Source organism: Thalassospira sp. ER-Se-21-Dark, from assembly GCF_017922435.1.
In the GTDB taxonomy this organism is placed as follows: domain Bacteria; phylum Pseudomonadota; class Alphaproteobacteria; order Rhodospirillales; family Thalassospiraceae; genus Thalassospira.
Genome location: NZ_VDEZ01000001.1, coordinates 1,069,370 through 1,092,098, shown reverse-complemented (window position 1 = coordinate 1,092,098; position 22,729 = coordinate 1,069,370). Strand labels below are relative to the sequence as shown.

Here is a 22,729-nt window from a genome sequence, read left to right as displayed (position 1 = left end):
AAGCCCAAGGTTACTGCGACAGATAAGCCCGCGCTGATTTGAGTTTTTGGGCAATATATGCGGCGGCCTGTTTTGGATCGGGCTGCCCACAAATCGCCGAGACAACGGCAATGCCGTCAGCACCGCTTTCAAGTGCCGGCAGGGCGTGTTCGCCCTTAAGCCCGCCAATCGCAACCGATGGCAGGCCGACCATCCGCACCAGCTTTTCAAGCCCGTCAAAGCCGATCGCCGGTTTATGGTCGGGCTTGGTTGCGGTGGCAAATATCGGTCCGATACCGACATAATCGACAATGCTGTGGTCCACCTTTTGCGCGACATCTTCGCTTTCAATCGACAGGCCGATGATTTTGTCCGGGCCAAGGCGGTCGCGGGCAATTTGCGATGGCAGATCATCCTGACCGACATGCAGGCCATGTGCGCCAATGGCAATGGCGGCATCAATGTCGTCATTCACGATCAGTGGTATGTTGGTGCCTTCCATCGCCTTCATCAATTCCCGACCAACGCGAATGAGGCCCTCGGTCCCGGCCTTTTTATCGCGCAGCTGAATGAGGGTGGCACCGCCTGCAATCGCGGCCATCGTGGTTTCCACCATCGAATGGTCGCGACACAGATCGGTATCAAGCACGAGATAAAGCGATAGATCAAACGACTTCATTGAACATTGACCTGAAGGTTCTTGGCATAAGTCGCGCCATCAAGGCGATGCAGGCCATCGATAAAGGCGGTCATGAAGGATGCTGGGCCGTTTGCCGTTTTGGCGGCGATTTCACCCGCCACGGCAAAATTGCCAAGGGCGGCAATGGTGGCTTCAAACGCCTGATCGGGTGCAACCGCAAGATAGGCGCCAACAAGTGCGGTCAGCGAACAGCCTGTGGCGGTGATTTTCGGCATCAGGTCCGAACCACCGGCAATGCGTACCGAGCGCGAGCCATCGGTGACGAAATCCACTTCGCCAGTGACGGCAACAACAGCACTTTGCGCGCTGGCAAGGTTGCGTGCGGCTTCTTCAGCCTGTTCGACCGGATCGCCACTATCGACCCCCTGACCGGCACTTTGACCGCCACCAAGGGCAATGATTTCCGATGCGTTACCGCGAATGACCGTGGGTTTGAGTTTCAAAAGCGTTGCCACAGTGTCCCGGCGATAGCCGGTGGCAAAATGCGCTACCGGATCAAGCACCCAGGGCTTGCCAGCTTTATTGGCCGATCTGGCTGCTGCGATCATGCCTTCGACCCAGTTGGGCGACAGGGTGCCGATATTGACCGTCAGCGCACTGGCAATCGCGGCAAATTCGCCGGATTCTTCAGGCGTGTGAACCATCGCGGGCGAGGCACCCGCAGCCAACAGGACATTGGCGGCATAGTTCATCGCGACATAGTTTGTGATGCACTGAACCAGCGGATTGGTCGCGCGCATCCGTTCAAAAAGATCGGTCGCGGTCTGGGAAATTTCGGTCGTCATGTCGAGGCTCCAATGCAGAAACTTTGCGTATGGAGACCCAGTTCGAAGTCGGAAAGATGGAGAACGCCGTAATCCGCGTTCGCACCGTCCCTACGCCAGTATGAACTGGATCAGGTTCAAAGGGTCACTGCGCGGCAGTTTCTCAGCCCCCTTGTCGGGGCTCCCCTTGGTGAGTGCTCAACATGGGTTTTAAACTGTCTTCTGTCAATTCATCCGATCGGCATGACTGCGCAAAAGAAAAACGGCGGAATGGTATATGCCATCCCGCCGTTTCGAAGCCTTTTTGCGATAGGTTATTTGCGACGTTCCATCGCGGCCTTGAGTGCGGCGGCCATTGCACCGCCATCGCCGCCAGCGTTGCCACCGGCATTGCCACGACCTTGGCCGCCCTGATGGCGCGGGCCTGACGAATGCTGCGGACGGTTGCCGCGCGGTGCATCGCCGCGATTGTCGGCGCGCTTTTCACGCGTGGCTTCGTAATCCGGTGCGGATTTCATCGAAAGCCCGATACGTTTGCGCGGCGCATCAACTTCCATGACAGTGACCGACACAATCTGACCGGCCTTGACCACCTGACGGGGATCCTCGACGAACTTGTCTGCAAGTTGGGAAATATGAACAAGGCCATCCTGATGCACACCGATATCAACAAACGCCCCAAAGTTGGTGACGTTGGTGACCGTACCTTCAAGCTTCATGCCGGTGCGCAGATCCTTGATCTCATTCACACCCTCGGTGAATTTGGCGGTCTTGAATTCCGGGCGCGGGTCACGACCGGGTTTGTCGAGCTCGGCAATGATGTCGCGGATGGTCGGGACACCAAATGTGTCATCAGCGAAATCTTCGGGGCGGAGTGTCTTGATAAAGGCCGAATCGCCGATCAGTTCTGCCAACGGCTTGGCGGCGTTGGCACTGATTTTTTCGACCAGCGGATAGGCTTCCGGGTGCACAGCCGATGCATCAAGCGGATTGTTGGCGCCGCGAATACGCAAGAAGCCCGCACATTGCTCGAACGCCTTTGGTCCAAGACGCTCGACCTTTTTAAGATCCGCACGCGACTGGAACGCGCCGTTGGAGTCGCGATAACCGACAATATTGCGCGCCAGCGTTTCGGTCAGGCCAGCCACACGGGTCAAAAGCGGGATGGATGCGGTGTTAAGGTCCACACCGACACCGTTCACGCAATCCTCAACCACAGCATCAAGCGACCGGGCCAGTTTGGTTTCCGATACGTCGTGCTGATATTGCCCGACACCGATGGATTTCGGCTCGATCTTCACCAGTTCTGCCAGCGGGTCTTGCAGGCGGCGTGCGATGGAGGCTGCACCACGAAGCGACACATCAAGGTCGGGGAATTCTTCTGCGGCAAACTGCGATGCGGAATAAACAGACGCACCGGCTTCGTTGACGATCACCTTGGTGGCCTTGAGTGCTGGGAAGCGTTTAAGCATCTGACCGGCAAGTTCGTCGGTTTCACGTGAAAACGTCCCGTTACCAATCGCGATCAGTTCGATCTGATGGCGGGCCGCCAGTGCAGCCATGGTGTTGATCGCGCCTTCGACGTCATTGCGCGGCTGGAAGGGATAAACCGTTGCGGTATCGACCAGCTTGCCCGTGGCATCAACCACTGCAACCTTGACCCCGGTACGCACACCCGGATCAAGACCCATGGTCGCCTTTTGCCCCGCAGGGGCGGCCAGCAAAAGGTCTTTCAGGTTATCGGCAAAGACCTTGATCGCACCTTCCTCGGCGGAGTCACGAAGGGTGCCAAACAGATCAAGCTCGATTGACAACGACAGTTTGACGCGCCAGGTCCAGCGCACGGTGTCCATCAACCATTTGTCAGCGGCACGACCCTTATCGGTGATGCCAACATGGGCGGCAATCATGACCTCGGCCCGGCCCGGTTGGCCGCGCGGACGGTCTTCGTCTTCTTTGCCAAGGGTCAGTTTCAGCTGCAGGATGTCTTCATTCCGGCCCCGGAAAAGGGCCAGCGCACGATGTGACGGGCAGGTTTTGATTTTTTCGGAATGCTCGAAATAGTCCGAGAATTTTGCCCCTTCGGCCTGTTTGCCCTCGATCACGGACGCGGTGATTTCACCTTCTTTCCACAGATGGTCACGCAGCTTGGCAACAAGGTCGGCATCCTCGGCAAAGCGTTCCATCAGGATCTGGCGCGCGCCATCAAGGGCGGCCTTGGTGTCCTCAATGCCTTTTTCGGCATCAACGAATTTGGTGGCTTCGGTTTCCGGATCAAGCGTCGGGTCGTTAAACAGGCTATCGGCCAGTGGCTCCAGCCCGGCTTCGCGGGCAATCTGGGCCTTGGTGCGGCGCTTTTTCTTATAGGGCAGATATAAATCTTCGAGGCGGGTCTTGGTGTCGGCCTCGTTGATTGCGGCCTCAAGTTCCGGCGTCAGTTTTTCCTGTTCGCGGATGCTCTCAAGCACGGATGCGCGGCGTTCTTCAAGCTCGGTCAGATAGCGCAGGCGTTCTTCCAGCGTACGAAGTTGGGTGTCATCAAGCCCGCCGGTTTTTTCTTTACGGTAACGGGCGATGAACGGAACGGTGGAGCCTTCATTGAGCATCTCGATGGTGGCAATGACCTGTTCCGGACGAACCGAAAGTTCTTCGGCGATACGCTGGGGAATTGGACGCATGGTTTCTCCTTGTTTTGCTCGTATGCTTGGAATAACGGCTTTGAGCGCACTGGGAAAGAGTCTGTTTTTGCCAAAATTTTGAGCGCATCCACATCAGGATTCGCTGTTTGATTCCAAAGGCCTGAAATCACACGGCTTTGTGTGGCCTTGACAGCGGTGGCATGCGGACTTGCCGATGCCGGTCTGGGACGCTATTTCTTTGGCAAATGTGATTTATCGGGCCAAGCCCAAAGCAGGAGAAGCCGAATGGCTGGAAAGTTCCGCGAAACCGTCATTCATGAAGTTCCCAAGGAAAAGACAGAACCGCAGGCCGATACCAATGCGGCATCTGAAGAGATCGCCGGAGCAGAAGAAGCACCCAAGCTTTCGCAGGACGCGATCAATGCGCTAAATGAGGCCAAGGCCGCCAAGGAAGCCGCCGCCAAGGCGCGTGAAATTGGCGGACCCAAAGGTCCGGAACCGACCCGATTTGGCGATTGGGAAAACAAGGGCCGATGCATCGATTTCTGATTGCAGTGCGCACAAGACAGTTACGAAAAAGGCCGGAGCATCTTGCACCGGCCTTTTCTCATTTCAGGTCATCAACACGGCTGTGACTTAGGCGCCGCGGATGGCCTTGATGTTGTTGGCGTACTCGCCGGGGCCGCCTTTGAAGGTGGCGGAGCCTGCGACCAGAACGTTGGCACCGGCTTCGATCACCTTGGGCGCGATTTCCGGGTTCACGCCACCATCGACTTCAAGGTCGATATCACGGCCGGTGGCATCAATCATCTTGCGGATGCGTTTGATTTTCTCAAGCTGGCTCGGAATAAATTTCTGGCCGCCAAAGCCAGGGTTCACAGTCATGACCAGAACCAGATCGACCATGTCCATGACATATTCAATCACACTTTCCGGGGTCGACGGGTTGAGCGAGACACCAGCCTTTTTGCCCAGTGACTTGATCAGCTGCAGCGAGCGATGCAGGTGCGGGCCAGCTTCGGCGTGGATGGTGATGATGTCAGAACCGGCATTTGCAAATGCCTCGATATAGGGATCGACCGGTGCGATCATCAGATGCACGTCAAACACCTTGTCACTATGCGGGCGCAGTGCCTTGACCACGTCCGGGCCAATGGTGATGTTCGGTACATAGTGGCCATCCATCACATCGATATGGATATAGTCAGCACCGGCTTCGTCAACAGCGCGGACATCAACGCCAAGCTGGGCGAAATCGGCCGAAAGGATCGAAGGTGCAATTTTAATGTTTGACGTGGTCATGCGTCACAGGTCCTGAAGCGATATGGGATACGGGAAATTCGCGGCCTTCATACCCCAGATTGCACCCCATGTCACCCGAATGGGACTCATGGCTGTCTTGTGTGCGTCAAACTATGATCTTGTGGCTGAAAATCAGGATTTTTTGACAAGGCGGGCACAGAAAAAGCCATCCATGCCGCCAAAATCGGTCATGTGAATCGGCAGAATGCGCAATTCACCGGCATCGTTTATTGCCTCATCCCAACCACCCAGTTCGTCGGCGGTGATGGCTTTGCGTTCATAGTTCGGATGATCCGCCAGGAACGATTTGACCTGATGTTCGCCTTCTTCGGGTTGCAGCGAACAGGTGCAATAGATCAGCTCTCCCCCAACATTCAAAAGCTTGTCCGCCTGATTAAGCAGCTTGGTCTGAATGGGAAGAAGCGATTGCATCAGCTTGTCATTCTGACGCAGCAGAATGTCCGGATGGCGGCGAATGGTGCCGGTGGCTGAACAGGGCGCATCAAGCAAAACCGCATCGGCGCGTGACGTATCAGGCGCAAGATCGGTGGCATCGCCGGTTACGACAGCTGCACCAAGCGATACACGCTCTAGGTTTTCAAACACGCGTTTCAGGCGACCTTCGGATTTATCGACCGCAATTGCACTCGCACCAAGGGATGCAAGCTGCATCGTCTTGCCGCCCGGTGCGGCGCACAGGTCATAGATGGTTTTGTCCTTGTAGGCCGAAAACAGGGTTGCCGGAATGGCAGCGGCTGCGTCCTGCACCCACCAGTCGCCATCCTTGTAACCCGGAAGATCACGGATACGGCGACCCGGTTCAAGTCGCACCGATCCGGTCGGCAGGACAATGCCATCCATCTTTTCGGCCCACTCGGCGGTCTGACTGCGATCCTTGATCGACAGATCCAGCATCGCGTGGCCAAGGCTTGCCTCGGCAATGCCTTGCGCGATCTCGGCACCATAGGCCTTTTTCCAGGATCCGCGCAGCCATGCCGGGATGTTGAGCTGCCAGTCTTCGACACCTTCGGGCCATTCAAAGCCGTCACGCTGCAAGCCACGCAGAACCGCATTGATCAGTTTGGTGTATTTATGCAAACCCGCATCACGCGCGAGATTGACCGTACTGTCGACCGCACCGTAGTCAGGCGTATCCATAAAGAACAGCTGCGCCACACCAAGCCGCAAGATGTTGGTCAAGCGTGCTGCGACCCGGTCCTGTGGTGGTTGATAACGCGGGGCAAGCACGGCATCAATTTCGCCCAGATGGCGCAGCGTGGTGCCCAGCAATTGACGCAGGAAATTACGATCAAGCGACGGCAGACCATAGCCATGCTTTGACAGAAGCTCGTCCAATGTCACTTCACCGCCGCGCAATTCCTGCAGGGTTTTAAGCGCAAGCATGCGCGGATCGGGTGCCTCTACCGCCTGTTTGCGGGGGGCTTTGCGCGGGGATGGACGGGAACGACGTTCTGCCAAAGGGATATCTCCGGTTTCGGTTTATGTGCAGTAGTTAAGCGCAGCATGGCAAACTGTAAAGCATCAAGCACGGTTTTGCGCGACATGGCTGCTCTGTGCGGCTGTGTCGGGAATGGTGCAGGATTGTGGGGCTGACAGGGTGAAAAGCCTTGTGATAGGGAATGGGTCCGGCTAATCCAGACGGATCAATCTGACGGGGACAGGGACAAGGGCGATCCAACGATGACTTTTGCCGGACTTGCGACCTTTGCAAGCATCTTTCTGGTCGGCTCGATGTTGCTGACGTGGGTGGTGCTGAATTATCTGCGGCGCAAGGCGATCCTTGATATGCCAAATCACCGTTCCAGTCACGCTGTACCGACCCCGCGTGGTGGCGGGCTTGCCGTGACGCCGCTTCTGATTTTGCTGGTGGCAGGTGTTTTTGTCTTTACCGGTGTTTCGGCTGTTGGTGACTGGCTGATGCTGGCCGCTTGCGCTGGGCTTGGGTTGCTCAGTTGGCTTGATGATCGTCATGACCTGTCCGCGGCTAAGCGCTTTGCCTTGCAATTTGTTGCGGTGATTATTGGCATGCTGGCCCTTGATAAACCGGTTCTTGGCGGACTGGTGCCGATGTGGCTGGATCACGTGTTGGTGGTTTTGGCATGGGTGTGGTTCATCAATCTGTTCAATTTCATGGATGGGGTTGACGGGATTACCGGTGTCGAAGCCGGTTCAATCGGCCTTGGGATTTTTGTCCTCGCCCTTTTTGTGCCGTTGCCGCAATTCATCGCGCTTGGCTATATCGGGCTTGGCATTCTTGCGATCATGATCGGGTTTCTGATCTGGAACTGGCATCCGGCAAAACTGTTTCTTGGCGATGTCGGGTCAATCCCGCTTGGCTTTATTCTGGGATGGCTGTTGTTAAAGGTCGCCTCCGAAGGGGCTTGGGCCATCGCGCTGATTTTGCCATCCTACTATCTGTTTGATGCAACATTTACCCTGATCAAACGCGCCTTGCGGCGCGAGAAAATCTGGCAAGCCCATCGCGAACATTTCTATCAGAAAGCGACCCAGCGTGGGTTTTCGCATGCCCGGGTGTCGATCATGATCCTTGTCAGCAACCTTATTCTGATTGCTGTTTGCTTTGCCCAAAGTGATACGCCGGACTGGATGCGGGTGATTGCAGCACTGATCGTTGTGCTTGGTCTGGTTGGCATGATGGTGCGGATGCCTGTGCGCGAAACACCCGGCACCTGATCGATCAGACTATTACGTGCATTGCTTGACTTGATGTGAGCAGAGCGCGAAAAGAAACCCTTATCCGTCTGTCGCCAAGCGGGTATATCCTTATAAAAACAGAAATCTGCCGGTAAGGGACCGCATGCTGCGAATATTTCAGCGAAGCCATATTGCCTTTGTCCATGACATCATCATGGCGGCAATCTCCTTCCCGTTAGCCTTGTATCTGCGGGTCGGGGATGGCGTGGTGTATTATGCGCCCCATAATATTCTGTTTTCGTCGGGGATTTTCACGCTGATCGCAGCCGTGTCCTTCTGGTGTTTTGGTCTGTATCGCGGCATTTGGCGCTATGCATCGCTCAACGATGTCATCCGTATTGCCAAGGCCGTATCAGTTGCTGTCGCGGTTCTTTTCATAGTTCTGTTTCTGACCACACGTTTGGACTGGATGCCACGTTCGGCGCCAATCATTCAGTGGTTCCTTCTGATGGCCTTGCTTGGGGGGGCACGCCTGACCTATCGGATTGCCAAGGATAAATCGACGGCACGTGCACTGGTGCGTCAGGGAACAGCACGTGTTCCGGTCTTGTTGATCGGGGCGGGCGATGAAGCCGAAGCCTTCATCCGTGAAACTGAACGATCCGCCAATACTCCGTTCAAGGTGATTGGCATCGTTTCGCTGACTCAAGGCCGGGTCGGGCGAAACATGCATGGCGTTGACGTTCTGGCGACTGTCGATCAGCTCGAAGATGTCATTCAGAAATTACAAAAGGGCAGGCACGGCTTGCCGCGCCGGTTGGTGCTGAGTGGGGATGCACTGCGTCATGAAGATAGCGCCAAGTGGGTCGAGATTGCTGATCGCTATGGCATGACTTTGGCCCGTTTGCCCAAGCTGGGCGATCTGCGCGAAGGCCTGGCCGATCCGCTGCAAATCCGCCCGGTGGCGATTGAAGATTTGCTTGGTCGCCCACAGGCCAGATTGGATCGTGATCGCGTGCGCGAAATGATTGCCGGCAAGCGGGTTCTGGTGACTGGCGCTGGCGGGTCAATTGGTTCGGAACTGGTGCGTCAGATCGCATCCTATGGCCCAGACAGCCTGACCTTATTGGATGCCGGGGAATTCCAGCTTTACGCCATTGATATGGAAATGGCGGAAAAATACCCTGATTTGCCGCGTGAGAGCATACTGGGCGATGTCCGCGATCAAACCCGGATTGGTCAGGTTTTTGATCTCTACAAGCCCGAAATCGTATTCCATGCGGCGGCTTACAAACATGTGCCGCTGGTCGAACACAATCCCAATGAAGGCATTCTGACCAACACGCTGGGCACGCGAAATGTGGCTGAAGCCTGCCGTGCCGCTGGTGTAGGCACAATGGTTCTGATTTCAACCGACAAGGCGGTGAATCCGGCCAATGTCATGGGGGCATCAAAACGTCTGGCGGAATGTTATTGTCAGGCGCTGGAAACCTTGCCGCTTGATCAGCGCGGCTCGACCCGGTTTGTGACTGTGCGTTTTGGCAATGTTCTGGGTTCTACCGGATCTGTTGTGCCCCTGTTCAAGCGTCAGCTTGAGGCAGGTGGACCGCTGACCGTGACCCACGAAGGTATCACCCGTTACTTCATGACCATTGCCGAGGCGGTCGAGCTTGTTTTGCAATCTGCGGAGCTGGGGCGCCACGGGGTGACCGAGGGCGGGAAGATCTTCGTACTTGATATGGGCCGTCCGGTCAAAATCATCGATCTGGCGCGACAGATGATCCTGTTGTCGGGCTTGCAGCCGGACAAGGATGTGGAAATCAAGGTTACCGGCTTGCGCCCGGGTGAGAAGCTTTATGAAGAGCTCTTCCATGATTCCGAACCACCGGTCCCGACCGAGACCGATGGGGTGCTTTTGGCTGCCCCGCGTGTGGTGGATTATGGCCTGATCAAGCAGGTCTTTGATGCTTTGGAAGACAGTGCCACCAACCGAAACACTTCCAAAACGCTGGAGCTGATCAGCCAATTGGTGCCTGAATTCCAGCCGCCCGAGATCGGTGTGAAGTCGATCTTTGCAGATAGCAACGGCGGCGAAGCCGAGGCAGCCTCTTAAAAGATGCTTCTCACCGCATTTCCAATTATTGTTTCGATGATCTGCATGTTCATTCTTTGATGGAATGAATTCGTGCAAAATTGTCGTTTGTCATGCCCGAAACCGGACCATATTTTGCCACCCTGATGATGAACGGGAATGATCTTGCCGAATAAGGCCATTCCACAGGTTCAATATGACCCCGTCTTTTGGAGGCCCCATGTCGACAGACGCCTTTGTCCATCCCGATGAAATTCGTTCGATGTTTTCCAGCGCGATGTCCGACATGTATCGCAGTGAAGTGCCGCAATACGGCACCCTGATGGAGCTGGTTTCCGATATCAATCAGAACAAACTGGAAGCCGATCCCAAACTTGCCGACAGCCTTGAATATAATGGCGAGCTTGAGCGTATCGACCTTGAACGCCACGGCGCGATCCGCCTCGGCAAACCGGAAGAGCTGTTTAATATGCGCCGCCTGTTTGCTGTCATGGGCATGCATCCGGTCGGCTATTATGATCTGTCTGTTGCCGGTGTGCCGGTGCATTCAACCGCATTTCGCCCGATAGATGAGGAAGCGCTTAAACGCAATCCGTTCCGCGTCTTTACCTCTCTGCTGCGTCTTGAACTGATTGAAGACGAAGATCTGCGCAATGAGGCGGACAGCATTCTGGCAAAGCGCGACATCTTCACCGCGGATGCCCTTAAGCTGATTTATCTGGCAGAGAAGAATGGCGGCCTGACTCGTATACAGGCCGAGCAATTTGTTGCCGAGGCACTGGAAACTTTCCGCTGGCACAGTGATGCGACCGTAACGCTTGAAACCTATCGGAAACTTCATGACGCCCATCGCCTGATTGCCGATGTGGTCTGCTTCAAGGGGCCGCATATTAACCACCTGACGCCGCGCACCCTTGATATCGACGCCGTGCAGCAAGACATGCCCAAACGCGGCATTACGCCCAAGGCAATTGTCGAAGGCCCACCGGCACGGTCTTGCCCGATCCTGCTGCGCCAGACCAGCTTCAAGGCGCTTGAAGAACGGGTGAACTTTATCGGTGATCGTCGTGATGAAACACTCGGCACCCATACCGCCCGCTTTGGCGAGATAGAACAGCGCGGCATTGCCCTGACCGCCGAGGGCCGCAAGCTTTATGACACGCTCTTGGCCGCAACCCGTCATGCGGTGCAGATCAATGCCGGTGGGTCGAATGCGCGCGATTATGAGACCGAACTGGCAGAGCGTTTCCGAGCCTTCCCGGATGATTATGAGACCTTGCGCGTCGAAAAGCTGGCTTTCTTCCGCTATAGCCCGACCAAGGCTGGTCTGAATGCAGTAAAAAAAGTCGATATTGATCCGGCAACCGCGATCAATGAACTGGTCGATAAGGGATATCTGCGCGCCGACCCGATCATTTACGAGGATTTCCTGCCGGTCAGTGCTGCCGGGATTTTCCAATCGAATCTTGGTAGTGACGAGCAGAAAAACTATTCAGAACAATCCAACCAGGATGTGTTCGAAGAATGCCTTGGTGCGCCGGTTAGCGACGAACTTGCGCTTTATGCCGGGCTTGAGCAGGCCTCACTTAATGATGCGCTCAAAACACTGGGTGTGCGTAAAAACGTTGCCTGATCCGACACTTGGTAAAACCGGAACGGGGTGGCAGCGATGCCGCCCCGTTTTTTGCTGCACGACAAGGTTTGCTGGCCTGACTGTTAAAAGCCGCCATGCAAGAATTCGGGGTCCACATTTTGCGTCGCACATGCTAAAGCTCCGCGCGAAACATGGTTCGGACTCATTGATCATGTGTCGGCTCGGATTGGATAAACCTTTTTCCGATCCCTTTTAAAGGCCGTTTTGCCCGCACACTTTCATTTCGCATGCACGAGCAGCCATGCGCATTCCTGATTTTGTGGGCCGATATATCATCAATGGGTCCGCAACCTTCATCACATTGATGCATGAAAGCGAACCCAATGACTGCTCGTATTGCGCGCGCGCTTATTTCCGTTTCTGACAAGACCGGTCTGGTTGAATTTGCCAAATCCCTCCACGCACAGGGTGTTGAAATCCTCTCAACCGGTGGCTCTGCCAAGGCGATTGAAGCCGCTGGCGTGCCGGTCAAGGAAGTTGCCGATCACACCGGTTTTCCCGAAATCATGGACGGTCGTGTCAAGACTCTTCATCCGAAGATTCACGGCGGCCTTCTGGGCCGCCGTTCTCTTTCCAGCCATATGCAGGCGATGGAAGATAACGACATTTCCCCAATCGATCTGGTTTGTGTGAACCTTTATCCGTTCGAAGAAACCGTCGCCAAGGGTGCCGATTTCGACACCTGCATCGAAAATATCGATATCGGCGGGCCAAGCATGATCCGCTCTGCGGCCAAGAACCATGAGTCGGTCACCGTGGTTGTCGATCCGTCCGATTATGATCGTGTTGTTGCCGAGATGAAGGGCAATGGTGGTGCCACCACCGCTGAAACCCGCCGCGTTCTGGCGGCCAAGGCCTTTGCCCGCACCGGTGCATATGACTCGGCGATTTCAAGCTGGTTTGCAGGTGAACTTGGCGAAACCTTCCCGCAGCGTCTGAATGTCTCTGCCGAACTGAAACAGACGCTGCGTTATGGAGAAAACCCGCATCAGCAGGCTGCGTTCTATACCAACGGCAAAAACCGCCCGGGTGTGGCCACCGCGACCCAGCTGCAGGGCAAGGAACTGTCGTTTAACAACCTGAACGACACCGACGCCGCGTTCGAACTGGTATCCGAATTCGATGAAAAGCCGGCTGTTGCGATCATCAAGCATGCCAACCCGTGCGGCGTTGCCGAGGGTGACAGCCTGATTGATGCCTATAACAAGGCACTGTCCTGTGATCCGGTATCGGCCTTTGGCGGCATCATTGCGGTCAACCGTACCCTCGATAAACAGACGGCCGAAGAAATCGCCAAACTGTTTGCCGAAGTCGTGATTTGCCCGGATGCCGATGACGCGGCCAAGGAAGTTCTGGCAGCGAAGAAAAACCTGCGTCTTCTGGTCACCGGTGGCATGGCTGATCCGGAAGGTGAAGACATGACCCTGCGTTCGCTTGCGGGTGGTTACCTGCTTCAGAACCGCGATGCGGGTCGCGTGAAACGCGAAGAGCTTAAGGTCGTGACCAAGCGCAAGCCGTCCGAGGCAGAGCTTGATGACCTTCTGTTTGCCTTCCGCGTTGGCAAGCATGTCAAATCAAACGCCATTGTCTATGTCAAAGACGGCAAGACTGTTGGTATCGGTGCCGGTCAGATGAGCCGTGTCGACAGCTCGCGCATTGCAGCATGGAAAGCCGAAGAAGCTGGCAAGAATGCTGGCGAGGGCGATCTGCGCACCCAGGGCTCAGTCGTGTCGTCGGACGCGTTCTTCCCGTTTGCCGATGGTCTTCTGGCCGCGGTAAAGGCGGGTGCAACCGCAGTGATCCAGCCGGGCGGCTCGATGCGTGACGAAGAAGTCATCGCCGCAGCCGATGAAAATGACATTGCCATGGTCTTTACCGGCATGCGTCATTTCCGCCACTAGGCCTTTCGGACTTTAAAAGCAAAACCCCGCAAGGCGTCCTTGCGGGGTTTTGTGTTGATATCGTCAGAACGAAACATCAGGCTTGGACGGTTGCCTTGCCATCTTTGGCTTCATCCGAGTCTGTATCCTGATCAATCAGGACGCCAGTCTGTGTAATCGCAGACGGTTTTGCGGTTTCCGGTTCTGCGTTTTCCTTGGCGGCGTCATCCTGATGAACACGAAGCGGCGCGCGCCAGTTGACACTGCCAAAGGAATGACAGGACGGGCAGGAAACAACCCAGCGGTCAGTTTCGGCCCCACAGGCCCCGCAACGCCAATCCGGATCCGGGTTGGCATGGCTTGCCTTGATCAGCAGTTCACGGGCCTTCGCGCCATCCTGATTTTCACGCAGTTCAAGATCGGCCAACAGCCGATAATGCCGGGCTTCGGCCTTGGTTGCCATGGCCTTTTCAAGGTTGCCGCGCGCAATACCCCAAAGATCGGCTTCAAGCGCTGCTTCGGCCAGAACGATCTGGCTTTCGACATGACCGGGGTTTGTCGCGACGAGTTTTTCGACTGCTTTGACTTTTGCTAACGGATCGCCGGTCAGCGTTTCGCGGAAAATCGCACCCAAAGCTGCCGACGGTGCTGTGCGCCAGCTTTGCATTACGACGTCGCGTGCCTTGCTATCCTGTTTCAGATCACGATAGAGCCCGGCCAGAAGCACAGCCGCACCGGTAAAGTCGGGTGCAGAATTCAGCGCCTTGCGCAAAAGCTTGGTGGCTTCTGCGTTTTCGCCTTCGGTAATCGCGTCTTCTGCCTTGGCCGTGATCAAAAGCGCACGGCGATGGGTCAGTTCGGTTTCACTAAAGACGGCGGCCTTTTCTGCATCAACCAACAGACTAAGCGCCCGATCCCAGCGTCTTGAGGTCAGCAGCAAGTCAAACAGTGTCACGATGACCGCTGGATTGCGTGGACGCAGTCGGTGTGCCCGTTCTGCATAATCAAGGGCGGCTTCGCGGTCATTGGCCTTCAACGCCAATTGCAATAGGCCCCGCAGCCCAAAGAACGCGGAGTCGGGCTTTTCCAGCATGGCTTCAAACTGGCGCTTGGCAGCGTCATTGTTGCCGTCCAATTCTGCCGCCTGTGCTGTCAAAAGCCGGGTCAAGGTATCATCTTCAAGATACCGGTCGACCGCACGGGTATGTTTCAGCGCCTGGCGCACATCGCCTGACGCCAGTTCCAGCAGTCCCATGGTCAGGGCTTGCTGGCCTTTCTTGCGACGACGGCTGCCGAGCAGACGGCCAAGCCAGCCCGGGGAATTGGCAATGATCGTCCAGCCCCGCCACAGCAGGACGAGCACGGCGGTTAGCGCCAAGAGGCCCAGCGCGACCATGCCAATCGATCCGTCAAAGCGATATCCTAGCCAGACAATCGTCATGCGGCCCGGGTTATCGGCAAACCAGACGGTGCAGAAAACCAGTGCTGCCGTAATAAGGATAAAGATCAGAAGGCGGATCATTGACTGCCCTCCGAACTTGTACTGGTTAGAATGGTAATCGCGTGTGAACTCAGCGTCGCAATTGCCTGATTGAGGGTCTGACGGTTTTCGGCAGCCTCAAGCCAGTCACTTACCGCCGCCGCAGCGTGATCGCCTTCGACCCCCTTAAGGGCGGCAACGGCGGCATCAAGATCATCCTGCGCCAACGCGTTTTCCGCCAGAACCAGACGACCTTCAAGCGACTCTTCGCCTGCGGCATCAACACGCCGGATCGGGACCAGCTTCTTGATGTTGGCCCAAGTCGCATCAAGGACACTGCCCGAATGATCATCCGTGGCGGCCGCAACTGCTTCCTGTGCCATCGCCGGGAAGGACTGGCGCAGTTTTTCAAGGGTCGGTGCACCTTGATCTGCCAACGGTTTCAGGGTGGCGATCTGTTCTGCAATGACTTCGTCATCGCCTGCACTGCGTTCAAGCTGGTTCAGGGCAATGACAAACGGCCCGCCACGCTGAAGGGCATCACGCAGAATGGTAACAGCCATGGCAATGGCCTGACCGCGGCTTTCAACCCGCAGACCGCTGGTTGCGCGGATTTCTTCCTCCATGGTCGACAGGCGGGCAGACAGCTCACGCATTTCATTGGCGACACCAGCCAGTTCGCTCTCGACCCGTGCCAGTTCCTCAATCGGGGCGGTACGGGTTTCGATCTCGGCCATGCGGCGTGCAACTGTGTTGTTCAGCGTATCGCCACGTTCGTTGTTCAGACGTTCGCGAAGCGCATCAATGGTGCCTTCCAAACGCGAAAGGCGTTCGGTCAGGTCCGGATCAATGACAACAGATCCATCCGGTATGGGCTGGGAGTTCGCGGTCGAGGCGCTTTCATCCGTAGCAGTCGGAAGCATCCCCTCGGTTGCCAACACGCCGTCATCCTTTTCGGCCATACCGGCATCTTCGTTGGGCGCAGGAGGTGTTGCACCATCAGATGAGCCATTGTCTGACGGGGTGTTGGTGACTGTAATCTCGCTGCCATTGGTTGCATCCGGGCCGTAGCCCTCAGGTGCGATTTCGGCAAGAATGTCGCTTGGTACATACTGGGTCAGAACCGGTTCTGCATCGCGCCACCAGATTGCGCGTGTCAGCCAGCCTGCTGCCAGGGCACCGACGATAATAATCACAAACAAAAACAGCGCTTTGCCACCACCGCTTTTCTGTTTTGCGGGCGCGCTCGATTTTGTTGTGGATGTCTTTTTATCGTCACCGGCTTTGGTGTCGGATTTTGACGTATCGGTTGCTGCGGCAGTTGTGCTGCTTGCGGGTTTGTCCGCAGGGCTGCCGTCCTTTTTCGCAGTGGTGTCACCAGATTTGACCGTGCCTGAGTTTGGCACGCTGGATTTGGCAGTTGTGCCGGTATCGGCCGCTTTGGCCGACGATTTCGCATTGCCTTTGCTATCTACGGAAATGGTGTCGGACGACTCTTTGGTGTCGGCCGATTTTGCGGAAGCATTGGTTTTTGGCGTTTCTGGTGTTTTCACGATCAGACCATTGCAGTTTGCGGTTATTCCCAAGACGGCGTCAGGCGCAGGAAGCCATTACGACAGGGACCCTAGCTCGGAAAGAAGGTATTCTTGTGTCGGTTGTGATGCAACGCGTGTTCTATACCATGTAAGATCGGATATATTCGATTGCACCGCCGGACTTAGGCAAATCGCGCTTGTTCCCGACAAGTCTCTTTCCAGCTTATAGCTGCGGACCAGCTTAACAAAGGTTTCCGCAGTGCGGGGAGAGAAAAATAAAACAGCTTCAATATGATGATTGCGAAGCGCCTCTAAAACGTCTTCTGGGAACGAATTGCTTTCTTGTGCTTCATAAACGTTTTGCCGATCGACGTTATATCCATCAGTCAAAAGCATCTGGCCAAGATCACCTGCCGTTTTACGTGCGGCTGGATGGAAAAGTGGTCCATGTGCAGGATCAACTTTTTTGCGAATTAACGCTGCCAGATCGTTGATGTCACCATTTGCCGAATAAACATCATCAAAGCTAAATGCGGCGCACGTTCTGGCTGTCGCGTCACCAACACAATACGCCGGAAGTGACCGATCCCCGGTCAGTTTGGCAAATGCCCGTACCCCGTTCGCCGATGTGAAAATCACCGCTTGGTATTTCTTGATATCAAGCGGGCTTGTCGGCACTGGAATGACAATATTCAGCATTGGCGCAGACAGGTGACGATAGCCGCGCTTATCAAGCGCTGCCAAAAGGTCGGCAGAGTCGGTATCGGGCCGGGTATTTAGCACCAAGGGTCCCATCTGCGTCCCTGTGTGTTGCCTAGGGTACTGATTCTCGTCAGGCGGAAATGAAATCTGGTCCGCCACGCTGTTTGAGCTCTTCACCGGCATCCGTGCCAGCCGCCATCGCCGTTGCGATATCCGGTTTGGCGATCATGCGTTCGGTATCAAGGCGTTCGCTGCCGTCCGGGCGCACAATCGATACACGCAGGCGTAGGCTGCCATCATCCTTAAACTCTGCCAGTGCTGCGATCGGGGTGCGGCATGACCCATCAAGTGCCTTAAGCGCTGCACGTTCTGCTGCCACGCGAATGGCAGAGGTTTCGCAATGAAGCGCAGCAAGCCATTTTTTGCACTGTGCATCATCTTCGCGGATGGTAATGCCAATGGCGCCTTGCGCAACCGCTGGTAACATATCGTCTTCGGAAATCGGGGCTGTGGCGATGTCAGGCTGCCCCAAACGGTTCAGGCCTGCCATCGCCAGAAGTGTGGCATCAACCTGTTCTTCGCTGAGTTTGCGCAAACGGGTTTGCACATTCCCGCGGAATGTCACGACCTTGAGGTAGGGATATTTGTTCAGGATCATGGCCTGACGACGAAGGCTGGCTGATCCGATTACGGACCCGGCGGGCATTTCAGCAAAGCTTTTATATTTCAGCGAAATAAATGCATCGCGGACATCTTCGCGTGGCAGGATGGTTGGCAGGATCATGCCATCGGGCAGAACAGTTGGCACATCCTTCATGCTGTGAACAGCAAGGTCGATCTCGCCACCCAGAAGGGCATCATCGATTTCCTTGGTAAACAGTCCCTTGCCGCCGATTTCCGACAAGGCACGATCTAGGATCTTGTCGCCGGTTGTGGTGATCACGGTGATGGCAATTGCGCCTTCCTCGGCAAGTTCCGGATGGGCATTTGCCAGTTTGTCACGGACCTCATGCGCCTGTGCCAAAGCCAGGGGCGAACCGCGGGTGCCGATGCGAAGTTTTGCTATATCTGTCATGAGTGAAGTCTTAGTCTTAAAACTGTTTAAAAACAAGGTCTGCGGGCAGCCTGTTGCCACCGGCAAAAGGCTGAATTTTCGGGTATTGTAATCGCTCGAAACTGGGCTGCATTGATTTAGGTCGCGGTTCAAAATCTTCGCTGCCTTCGTGAAGCGCGATAACTGCATATGGCACTTGCGCTGCACGGGGGTGGAAAGCGCAGGAACTTTCCGCTACATCATCGTCACACCTGTAATAGGATTCCGATTGCCGTCCGTGTCGGCAGAGTTGGTAAAACGGATCAGGATCATGATCGTTCTGGGTATCGAAACAAGCTGTGATGAAACGGCCGCTGCTGTCGTGAACGACAAGCGCGAAATTCTTGCAAACCGTGTGTTGTCTCAGCTTGACGATCATCGACCCTATGGTGGGGTGGTGCCGGAAATTGCCGCGCGTGCCCATCTTGAACATCTTGATCGTCTGGTGGCCGAGGCCATGGATGATGCCGGTGTTGATTTTGATGATCTTGATGCCGTGGCCTGCACCGGGGGGCCGGGGCTGATCGGTGGCGTGATGGTTGGTACCATGACAGCCAAGGCGATTGCCTTTGCCGCCCAAAAACCGTTTCTTGCCGTCAATCATCTGGAAGGTCACGCGCTGACTGTGCGTTTGACCGACGACGTCGCATTTCCCTATCTGCTGTTGCTGGTGTCCGGTGGGCACTGTCAGGTCCTGATTGTCGAGGGTGTTGGTAAGTACAAGCGCATCGGCACCACCATTGATGACGCGGTCGGCGAGGCGTTTGACAAAACCGCCAAGATGATGGGGCTAGGCTATCCCGGTGGTCCGGCGCTTGAAAAGATCGCGGCCAAGGGTGATCCGAACCGGTTTGGTTTGCCGCGCCCATTGCGTGGAAGGCCAGGGTGCGATTTCTCCTTCTCGGGTCTCAAGACAGCTGTTCGGACTTATCTGGATGGCTTCCCGGTCGAACAACAAACTGATGAGGTCAAGGCCGACCTTGCGGCATCTTTCCAGCGCGCGGTGGGTGATACCCTGATTGATCGCGCGCGCAATGCCGTGTTTGAATTCATGCGGGATTACCCCGGCGGCAAAACGCTGGTGCTTGCCGGCGGGGTTGCGGCCAACAAGTATCTGCGTGGACGTCTGGTGGAACTGACCGATCAGGCCGGGATGGAACTGGTCGCACCGCCGCTTCATCTTTGCACCGACAATGCAGCGATGATTGCTTGGGCCGGGTTGGAGCGGTTCCGTCTGGGTGAGCGTGATGATCTTGATTTCAAGCCGCGTCCGCGCTGGCCACTGGATCCTGAGGCCCCCAAGCGCCCGGGTGCCGGGGTCAAGGCGTAAGGCCCATCTGCCGCGTTTGACGTATTTGCCGATCCTCGAAACAACTTCATTTTTGCCGGACAAACATCATGAAAAAGCGCATTACAGTTGTGGGTGGCGGTGCTTGGGGAACGGCTCTGGCTGTGCAGGCTGTGCGGGCTGGCGAAGACGTTGAACTGATTTTGCGCAACGAAGAACTGGCCGACCGGATCAACACCAAAGGTGAGAACGATCTTTATCTGCCGGGTATAGAGCTTCCGGGCGCCTTGCGGGCCACTACGCATTACGAAGGTCTGCGTGATTCTGATGCGGTTTTGCTGGTGACGCCGGCACAGCATTTGCGTGAAACCCTGATCAAATTGTCATCGCATTGGCCAGATCCGCTTCCGGCGGTAATTTGCTGCAAGGGCATTGAAAAGGAAACCGGTGCCCTGATGGCACAGGTGGTTTCCGAAACCCTTGGAAACGTGCCGGTGGCAGTTCTGTCAGGGCCGACCTTTGCCAAGGAGGTTGCGATCGGCCTGCCAGCCGCAATCACGCTGGCTTGTGAGGATCGTGCCCTGGGTAAACGCCTGGTGGAGTTGATCGGCACGCCGGAATTCCGTCCTTATTTCAGTACCGATGTCGCTGGTGTTGAGGTGGCTGGCGCGATCAAGAACGTTCTGGCGATTGCCAGTGGCGTGGTGGCCGGGTTGAAATTGGGTGACAACGCCCGTGCAGCCCTGATTACCCGTGGTATTGCTGAAATGTCGCGTCTGGCGGTTGCCATGGGGGGTCGGGTTGAAACCATGCTGGGACTTGCCGGTCTTGGTGACTTGACCTTGACCTGCACCGGGACGTTATCACGCAATTACACCTTTGGTGTCGCACTGGGCGAAGGTCGCAAGGCACAGGACATTCTGGCCGAACGCCGGTCCGTGACCGAAGGCGTGCATACCGCGGCATCCATCACCGCTGTTGCCAGAAAATATGGTGTCGAAATGCCGATCTGTGCGGCGGTTGATCAGGTTGCCAATCACGATGCGGATCTGCGCAGCACGATCAATGCCCTGTTGCAGCGCCCGTTCCGTGATGAGCTTGAAAACGCCGATTAAATTCTGGCCTTGCGGTTATTGACCGCGCAGTTCGGCTTGAGAATGCGCGGGGCTTCTGTCAATTTATGAATATTGAACCCATAAAGAAGCAGGAAACCGTTCATGCATTTCTACATCCGTTGTGTTGACAAGCCCGGCCACCTTGATGTGCGCAAGGCCAATCGCGAAGACCATCTGGCCTATATCAAGGGCGGTTTTGCTGATCGCATCGTTGCAGCTGGTCCGACCCTTGATCCCGACATGGAAGGCATGAACGGCTCGGTCTTTATCATCGAGTTTGATGCCATCGAAGACGCGCGCGAATTTGCTGCCAATGATCCTTATGCCAAGGCTGGCCTGTTCGAATCCGTTGTTATTCGTCCGTTCAAGAAGGTCTTCTGATCCATGGCGTATTGGCTGGTCAAAACCGAACCGGGAAGCTGGTCGTGGGACGATCAGGTCAAGAAGGGTGTCGAAGGCTGGGATGGTGTGCGTAACCATCAGGCAGCCAAGAACCTGCGCGCGATGAAAATCGGCGACAAGGCGTTCTTTTATCACTCGGTCAATGAAAAACGCATTGTCGGGATTGTTCAAGTGGTGCGCGAATATTACCCGGATCCGACCGATGAAAAGGGTAAGTTTGTTCAGGTGGATTTCGAAACGGTCAAACCGTTGAAAACGCCGGTTACCCTTGCCGATATCAAGGCCGATCAGCGCTTTTCCGATCTCGCCTTGCTCAAACAATCGCGTCTATCGGTCATGCCAATTGATGACGCGTCTTGGGTGGCGATCTGCGAGATGGGCGGGGTCGATCCATGAGTGATTTGCCTGCGCCCGGCACGGTGCTGTGCGCGCTCAGCGATCTTGATGCCACCGGTGCCAAAGGCCTTAATCTTGGTGGTACCGGTATTTTTGTTGTCCGTAGTGGCGATGACGTCTTTGGCTATATCAACAGCTGTCCGCATATCGGTGTGCCGCTGGATATGGAACCAGATGAATTCATCAGCGACTTTGGCGATGAAATCATCTGTTCGACCCATGGCGCACGGTTTCGGATCGAGGACGGCGAATGTGTATCCGGCCCGTGCGCGGGTGATATGCTTGAGCCGGTTGCGGTGAAAATAAAAGACGATCAGGTCGTTCTGGCCTGATCGTCTATCGCCATACGTAATTTATGCGAGACGGAGCATTATCCCGACGTCTTTGCGATCACTTCGTCGATATGTTTGGTGATCACGTCAAGCTGATCTGGCTCCGAAAGGCGGTGATCACCGGTCTTGATCAAATCCACGCGGACATCCTCGGATACCAGCGCCTCGGTCAGGCGGATCGCTGTCTGCCACGGCACATCAGGATCCTGCATGCCCTGAACCAGTCGGACTGGGCATTTCAGATCAATCGGCTTGCGTAATAAAAGCTGATTGCGGCCATCCTCAATCAGATCACGAGTGATCGTGTATGGATCATCGCCATATTCGGTCGGCTCGATCAGCGCGCCTTTATCCATAATGGTCTTTTTCTGTTCTTCGCTGAACTGCGCCCACATCAGGTCTTCGGTAAAGTCGGGGGCAGCAGCAATGCCAACCAATCCGGCAATGCGTTCCGGTCGGGCGAGGGCTGCGAGAAGCATGATCCAGCCGCCCATCGAAGAACCGACAAGAATCTGCGGGCCAGAGGTGATTTCATCAAGAACTGCAATGGCATCACGTGCCCACTGCCCGATGGTGCCGTCGGCAAATTTGCCCGACGATTGTCCGTGACCAGTGTAATCAAAGCGGGTATAAGCCACCCCCTGCCGAATGCAGTGCGCCTCAAGGTGGGTTGCCTTGGTGCCGGTCATGTCTGACATGA

Annotated in this window: 20 protein-coding genes and 1 riboswitch; of the genes, 10 read left to right on the top strand and 10 right to left on the bottom strand. The window is 55.7% G+C overall.

The window, feature by feature from the left end:
- Positions 1–10 precede the first annotated feature (10 nt).
- From thiE to FHI25_RS04940, 3 genes are all read right to left on the bottom strand, one after another.
- A complete protein-coding gene (gene thiE / locus FHI25_RS04950; protein WP_210515620.1) occupies positions 11–658 on the bottom strand; it encodes a thiamine phosphate synthase in 648 nt (215 codons plus the stop codon).
- On the bottom strand, positions 655–1,464 hold the full coding sequence (gene thiM / locus FHI25_RS04945) for a hydroxyethylthiazole kinase (protein ID WP_210515618.1): 810 nt from the start codon (positions 1,462–1,464) through the stop codon (positions 655–657). The genes thiE and thiM overlap by 4 nt, the downstream gene beginning before the upstream one ends.
- A gap of 70 nt (positions 1,465–1,534) precedes the next feature.
- Positions 1,535–1,641, bottom strand: a riboswitch (TPP riboswitch).
- 116 nt (positions 1,642–1,757) lie between these two features.
- Positions 1,758–4,121 (bottom strand): Tex family protein, encoded by a 2,364-nt coding sequence (locus FHI25_RS04940; protein WP_210515616.1) that lies wholly within the window; start codon positions 4,119–4,121, stop codon positions 1,758–1,760.
- 246 nt (positions 4,122–4,367) lie between these two features.
- Here FHI25_RS04940 and FHI25_RS04935 point away from each other — a divergent pair, with 246 nt between their 5' ends.
- Complete coding sequence (locus FHI25_RS04935; protein ID WP_210515614.1) at positions 4,368–4,631, top strand: succinate dehydrogenase assembly factor 4; 264 nt, start codon at positions 4,368–4,370, stop codon at positions 4,629–4,631.
- Positions 4,632–4,718: 87 nt separating this feature from the next.
- Here FHI25_RS04935 and rpe read toward each other — a convergent pair whose 3' ends face one another.
- Complete coding sequence (gene rpe, locus FHI25_RS04930; protein ID WP_210515605.1) at positions 4,719–5,384, bottom strand: ribulose-phosphate 3-epimerase; 666 nt, start codon at positions 5,382–5,384, stop codon at positions 4,719–4,721.
- A 132-nt stretch (positions 5,385–5,516) separates the two neighbouring features.
- Positions 5,517–6,863 (bottom strand): transcription antitermination factor NusB, encoded by a 1,347-nt coding sequence (locus FHI25_RS04925; protein ID WP_210515603.1) that lies wholly within the window; start codon positions 6,861–6,863, stop codon positions 5,517–5,519.
- A 222-nt stretch (positions 6,864–7,085) separates the two neighbouring features.
- On the opposite strand from FHI25_RS04925, the gene FHI25_RS04920 reads away from it, so the two are divergent.
- From FHI25_RS04920 to purH, 4 genes are all read left to right on the top strand, one after another.
- Entirely contained in the window at positions 7,086–8,099 is a 1,014-nt protein-coding gene (locus FHI25_RS04920; protein WP_210515601.1) for a glycosyltransferase family 4 protein, read from the top strand.
- A 124-nt stretch (positions 8,100–8,223) separates the two neighbouring features.
- Entirely contained in the window at positions 8,224–10,173 is a 1,950-nt protein-coding gene (locus FHI25_RS04915; protein ID WP_210515599.1) for a nucleoside-diphosphate sugar epimerase/dehydratase, read from the top strand.
- Positions 10,174–10,372: 199 nt separating this feature from the next.
- Positions 10,373–11,785 (top strand): VOC family protein, encoded by a 1,413-nt coding sequence (locus tag FHI25_RS04910; RefSeq protein ID WP_210515597.1) that lies wholly within the window; start codon positions 10,373–10,375, stop codon positions 11,783–11,785.
- 344 nt (positions 11,786–12,129) lie between these two features.
- On the top strand, positions 12,130–13,707 hold the full coding sequence (purH, locus tag FHI25_RS04905; RefSeq protein WP_210515595.1) for a bifunctional phosphoribosylaminoimidazolecarboxamide formyltransferase/IMP cyclohydrolase: 1,578 nt from the start codon (positions 12,130–12,132) through the stop codon (positions 13,705–13,707).
- Between the two features lie 76 nt (positions 13,708–13,783).
- On the opposite strand, the gene FHI25_RS04900 is transcribed toward purH, so the two are convergent.
- Genes FHI25_RS04900 through hemC form a run of 4 tightly spaced genes read right to left on the bottom strand, consistent with a single transcriptional unit; the run spans position 13,784 to position 18,478 of the window.
- Positions 13,784–15,208 carry a heme biosynthesis HemY N-terminal domain-containing protein gene (locus FHI25_RS04900; protein ID WP_210515593.1) on the bottom strand — a complete coding sequence of 475 codons (1,425 nt, stop codon included), beginning with the start codon at positions 15,206–15,208 and terminating at the stop codon, positions 13,784–13,786.
- The gene (locus tag FHI25_RS04895; RefSeq protein ID WP_210515591.1) at positions 15,205–16,719 is read right to left on the bottom strand and encodes a mitofilin family membrane protein; all 1,515 of its coding nucleotides are present in this window, start codon (positions 16,717–16,719) and stop codon (positions 15,205–15,207) included. Before FHI25_RS04895 ends, FHI25_RS04900 begins: the two co-directional genes overlap by 4 nt.
- 57 nt (positions 16,720–16,776) lie before the next feature.
- Entirely contained in the window at positions 16,777–17,484 is a 708-nt protein-coding gene (locus FHI25_RS04890) for a uroporphyrinogen-III synthase (RefSeq protein WP_349237965.1), read from the bottom strand.
- Positions 17,485–17,533: 49 nt separating this feature from the next.
- Positions 17,534–18,478 carry a hydroxymethylbilane synthase gene (gene hemC, locus FHI25_RS04885; RefSeq protein ID WP_210515587.1) on the bottom strand — a complete coding sequence of 315 codons (945 nt, stop codon included), beginning with the start codon at positions 18,476–18,478 and terminating at the stop codon, positions 17,534–17,536.
- A 289-nt stretch (positions 18,479–18,767) separates the two neighbouring features.
- On the opposite strand from hemC, the gene tsaD reads away from it, so the two are divergent.
- The 5 genes from tsaD to FHI25_RS04860 all read left to right on the top strand — a co-directional run bounded on the left by tsaD (position 18,768) and on the right by FHI25_RS04860 (position 22,029).
- Complete coding sequence (gene tsaD / locus FHI25_RS04880; RefSeq protein ID WP_008888586.1) at positions 18,768–19,826, top strand: tRNA (adenosine(37)-N6)-threonylcarbamoyltransferase complex transferase subunit TsaD; 1,059 nt, start codon at positions 18,768–18,770, stop codon at positions 19,824–19,826.
- 68 nt (positions 19,827–19,894) lie between these two features.
- A complete protein-coding gene (locus FHI25_RS04875; RefSeq protein ID WP_210515585.1) occupies positions 19,895–20,899 on the top strand; it encodes an NAD(P)H-dependent glycerol-3-phosphate dehydrogenase in 1,005 nt (334 codons plus the stop codon).
- A gap of 102 nt (positions 20,900–21,001) precedes the next feature.
- Positions 21,002–21,280 carry a YciI family protein gene (locus FHI25_RS04870; protein WP_008888584.1) on the top strand — a complete coding sequence of 93 codons (279 nt, stop codon included), beginning with the start codon at positions 21,002–21,004 and terminating at the stop codon, positions 21,278–21,280.
- A gap of 3 nt (positions 21,281–21,283) precedes the next feature.
- On the top strand, positions 21,284–21,697 hold the full coding sequence (locus FHI25_RS04865) for an EVE domain-containing protein (protein ID WP_210515576.1): 414 nt from the start codon (positions 21,284–21,286) through the stop codon (positions 21,695–21,697).
- A complete protein-coding gene (locus FHI25_RS04860; RefSeq protein ID WP_210515574.1) occupies positions 21,694–22,029 on the top strand; it encodes a Rieske (2Fe-2S) protein in 336 nt (111 codons plus the stop codon). Before FHI25_RS04865 ends, FHI25_RS04860 begins: the two co-directional genes overlap by 4 nt.
- 38 nt (positions 22,030–22,067) lie before the next feature.
- On the opposite strand, the gene FHI25_RS04855 is transcribed toward FHI25_RS04860, so the two are convergent.
- Complete coding sequence (locus FHI25_RS04855) at positions 22,068–22,727, bottom strand: alpha/beta hydrolase (RefSeq protein WP_210515572.1); 660 nt, start codon at positions 22,725–22,727, stop codon at positions 22,068–22,070.
- Between the last annotated feature and the right edge of the window lie 2 nt (positions 22,728–22,729).

Bases quoted from the DNA above. Each gene is read 5' to 3' on its own strand.
- FHI25_RS04865 (WP_210515576.1), top strand. From the start codon at position 21,284: ATGGCGTATTGGCTGGTCAAAACCGAACCGGGAAGCTGGTCGTGGGAC.
- FHI25_RS04870 (WP_008888584.1), top strand. From the start codon at position 21,002: ATGCATTTCTACATCCGTTGTGTTGACAAGCCCGGCCACCTTGATGTG.
- thiE (WP_210515620.1), bottom strand. From the start codon at position 658: ATGAAGTCGTTTGATCTATCGCTTTATCTCGTGCTTGATACCGATCTG.
- FHI25_RS04915 (WP_210515599.1), top strand. From the start codon at position 8,224: ATGCTGCGAATATTTCAGCGAAGCCATATTGCCTTTGTCCATGACATC.
- FHI25_RS04855 (WP_210515572.1), bottom strand. From the start codon at position 22,727: ATGTCAGACATGACCGGCACCAAGGCAACCCACCTTGAGGCGCACTGC.
- thiM (WP_210515618.1), bottom strand. From the start codon at position 1,464: ATGACGACCGAAATTTCCCAGACCGCGACCGATCTTTTTGAACGGATG.
- rpe (WP_210515605.1), bottom strand. From the start codon at position 5,384: ATGACCACGTCAAACATTAAAATTGCACCTTCGATCCTTTCGGCCGAT.
- purH (WP_210515595.1), top strand. From the start codon at position 12,130: ATGACTGCTCGTATTGCGCGCGCGCTTATTTCCGTTTCTGACAAGACC.
- FHI25_RS04940 (WP_210515616.1), bottom strand. From the start codon at position 4,121: ATGCGTCCAATTCCCCAGCGTATCGCCGAAGAACTTTCGGTTCGTCCG.
- FHI25_RS04920 (WP_210515601.1), top strand. From the start codon at position 7,086: ATGACTTTTGCCGGACTTGCGACCTTTGCAAGCATCTTTCTGGTCGGC.
- FHI25_RS04860 (WP_210515574.1), top strand. From the start codon at position 21,694: ATGAGTGATTTGCCTGCGCCCGGCACGGTGCTGTGCGCGCTCAGCGAT.
- tsaD (WP_008888586.1), top strand. From the start codon at position 18,768: ATGATCGTTCTGGGTATCGAAACAAGCTGTGATGAAACGGCCGCTGCT.
- hemC (WP_210515587.1), bottom strand. From the start codon at position 18,478: ATGACAGATATAGCAAAACTTCGCATCGGCACCCGCGGTTCGCCCCTG.
- FHI25_RS04875 (WP_210515585.1), top strand. From the start codon at position 19,895: ATGAAAAAGCGCATTACAGTTGTGGGTGGCGGTGCTTGGGGAACGGCT.
- FHI25_RS04910 (WP_210515597.1), top strand. From the start codon at position 10,373: ATGTCGACAGACGCCTTTGTCCATCCCGATGAAATTCGTTCGATGTTT.
- FHI25_RS04900 (WP_210515593.1), bottom strand. From the start codon at position 15,208: ATGATCCGCCTTCTGATCTTTATCCTTATTACGGCAGCACTGGTTTTC.
- FHI25_RS04935 (WP_210515614.1), top strand. From the start codon at position 4,368: ATGGCTGGAAAGTTCCGCGAAACCGTCATTCATGAAGTTCCCAAGGAA.